A 2,591-nucleotide genomic window follows, 5' to 3' on the forward strand; every position below is an offset into this window, starting at 1 on the left:
GCTTTAACTGTCTACATAGAGCCCGGTATATAGTCATGCATCAGCACAATATCTCCGTTACGAGCATTATTAAGTACTTTATTTACAATTTGATTCACTCCGGGGCTTTTCCAGTCATTCGTATCCTGATGCCATGACCACAAAATCGTCTTGTAACCAAGCATTGTGGCGATATGTATCGATTGCTCATTGTAATAACCGCCTGGGGGACGAAATAAGTTAGGTTTTTTTCCTGTTAATTCTTCCAAAGCCGTCTCCGTTTTCAATATTTCCTCACGAATGATATCAGAACTAATCGATCTTAAAAAATAAACATGATTATACGTATGGTTCGCAACCTCATGTCCTTCAGCCACCTCCMGTTTAATCATTTCAGGATAGCGAAGTACTTTATTTCCGAGCACAAAAAATGTCGCTTTAGCATTGTATTTGCTTAACAAATCAAGTATTTTCTCAGTCGTTTCAGGATAGGGACCATCGTCGAACGTTAACGCTATTTTCTTATCCTCTGTCGGAACCTCCCATACTACCTCACCACTTTTTTCATAAAAATGACGATCCTTCTTAACCGGATTCCCGAATCCGCATAATAGAGCAGCAGTAAGCATCATGCTGCATCCCGTAAAACATAACGTTCTCCACTGTTTCAATTAGAATCACTCCTTAGAAAGAGAATAGGGGTCGACAGTTCATAGTGCGCTGCCGACCCGTTATTCAATCATTTATTTATCGCAAAGGCATCGTTACTGTTTCTCCGATATCTCGAATGATAAGAGCAACATCATTTGCCATTGTTTTAATAGGATGACCTGTAGACATGTTTGTATTCAGAGATTTAATTTTATGATGTAAATTTTGTTCAGAGGTTACGTGAATATCGTACTGCGGATATTGCCCTTTCAAAGCGGCATAAACTTGCTTCTCAATTATTGCTTTTTTCCCTTTATTGTCTATATCAATGCCCACAACTGCCTGATTATTATTCACAACGGCTGTTGCCTCAGTCACACCGATTACTTTCCGGGCTCGATTGGCAAGTTCCTCAGATTGTTGCTTTGGGTTCAATGTGTTCGTTCTATTATTCATCGAATTGTACCGATTATCTCTTGTATTTAAGTTGTCATCAATTACTTCATTATTGTAAGGCAACGTCTTTTGTTCCATTCGAATCATATGTTCTTTTGTTCGCAATGTATTTTGTTTCGCCGTATAACCTTGACCACATGCGGATAATGAAACACCTAATGTAAGAACCATAATAGACGTTATTACAGGCTTCAATTGTTTTTTCACTCGTTTACACCTCCGTTTTGATACTCATAAGGTTTACTACATGCAAGGATACATACATGGGAATTCAATCTGACATTGTAATAAACCTCGGATGAAATGCTATCCTTATGAACAACTTAAAGAAGTTCGTTACGGTAAAAGGTACATAAATTCCTATTCTACTTTTCTAAACTTATCAGAAGGAGTTAGGTGCATGTTCGTGGAAAAGTCGAAAAAGTGGGATTTAGCCGCATTGGCTTCCATTCCTTTAGTTATGACTCTTGCTAATTCCATGCTGATTCCTGTACTCCCATTAATGCAAAGAGAATTAACTATCTCCCCCTTGCAAGCCAGCTTAATCATCACGGTATATGCTGCGGTTTCCATCATCTGTATACCTATTGCTGGGTATTTGTCAGACCACTATGGACGCAAGCGATTATACTTATTGGTTTAACGATTGCCGCAGTCGGAGGCTTATTGTCAGGTCTAGGAGCATGGCTATTGAATAGTCATGTTTATGCCGTTATTTTAACGGGAAGATTTATTCAAGGAATTGGTGCGGCCGGCGCATTTCCAATTGTTATTCCTTTGGTTGGTGATATGTTCGACAGTGAGGAAGAGGTGAGCAGCGGTCTAGGAATGATTGAGACCTCTAATACATTCGGTAAAGTTATAAGTCCTATATTGGGTTCAGCACTTGCGCTGGTCGTTTGGTTTCTGCCTTTGGTCGTAATACCCGTAATATCTACTCTATCCATTATTGCTGTTATATTCCTTGTCAAAGCTCCTGCACAACAAGAGAAAAGCGATAATAGCCTAAAAAGCTTTATTCTTTCTCTGAAATCCATCATGAGCGAAAAGGGACATTGGCTTTATGCAACTTTTACTATCGGCGGGATCGCTATGTTTATCATGTTTGGTTTCCTTTACTATTTATCCTCCGTTCTAGAAGATCACTATCACATTGAAGGTATACTGAAGGGACTGCTGTTAGCTATCCCTCTGAGTGCAATCTGTTTGGCTTCTTATATAACGGGTAAAATTGTGGGTGAAAATAAACGGAGAATGAAGTGGTTTACTGTAGCAGGCACTGCCATTTTGTGCGCAGCGATGCTGACTTGTGGATTGGTTAATACAAAAGGAATGTTCTTCCTCTTGTCCTTTATGTTTATGGGGGGAGCTGGAATTGGGCTTACGCTTCCAAGCCTAGACTCTTTGATCACAGAGGGAATTGAGAAAAAACAACGAGGAACCATCACTTCTCTGTACAGCAGTACAAGGTTTATTGGCGTAGCTGCCGGTCCTCTGATTACATC

Annotated in this window: 2 protein-coding genes and 1 pseudogene; 1 reads left to right on the forward strand and 2 read right to left on the reverse strand. The window is 39.8% G+C overall.

Annotated elements, in window-relative coordinates; genetic code table 11:
- Positions 1 to 11: 11 nt before the first annotated feature.
- Together AC1DWN_RS32000 and AC1DWN_RS32005 are read right to left on the reverse strand one after the other, a co-directional pair.
- On the reverse strand, positions 12 to 650 hold the full coding sequence (locus AC1DWN_RS32000; RefSeq protein WP_477562883.1) for a polysaccharide deacetylase family protein: 639 nt from the start codon (positions 648 to 650) through the stop codon (positions 12 to 14).
- Between the two features lie 76 nt (positions 651 to 726).
- The gene (locus AC1DWN_RS32005) at positions 727 to 1,293 is read right to left on the reverse strand and encodes a YhcN/YlaJ family sporulation lipoprotein (RefSeq protein ID WP_477562884.1); all 567 of its coding nucleotides are present in this window, start codon (positions 1,291 to 1,293) and stop codon (positions 727 to 729) included.
- Positions 1,294 to 1,588: 295 nt separating this feature from the next.
- On the opposite strand from AC1DWN_RS32005, the pseudogene AC1DWN_RS32010 reads away from it, so the two are divergent.
- Positions 1,589 to 2,591 (forward strand): annotated as a pseudogene (locus tag AC1DWN_RS32010) (MFS transporter); the annotation flags it as partial.

It is taken from the genome of Paenibacillus sp. P4_A7 (genome assembly GCF_056402455.1).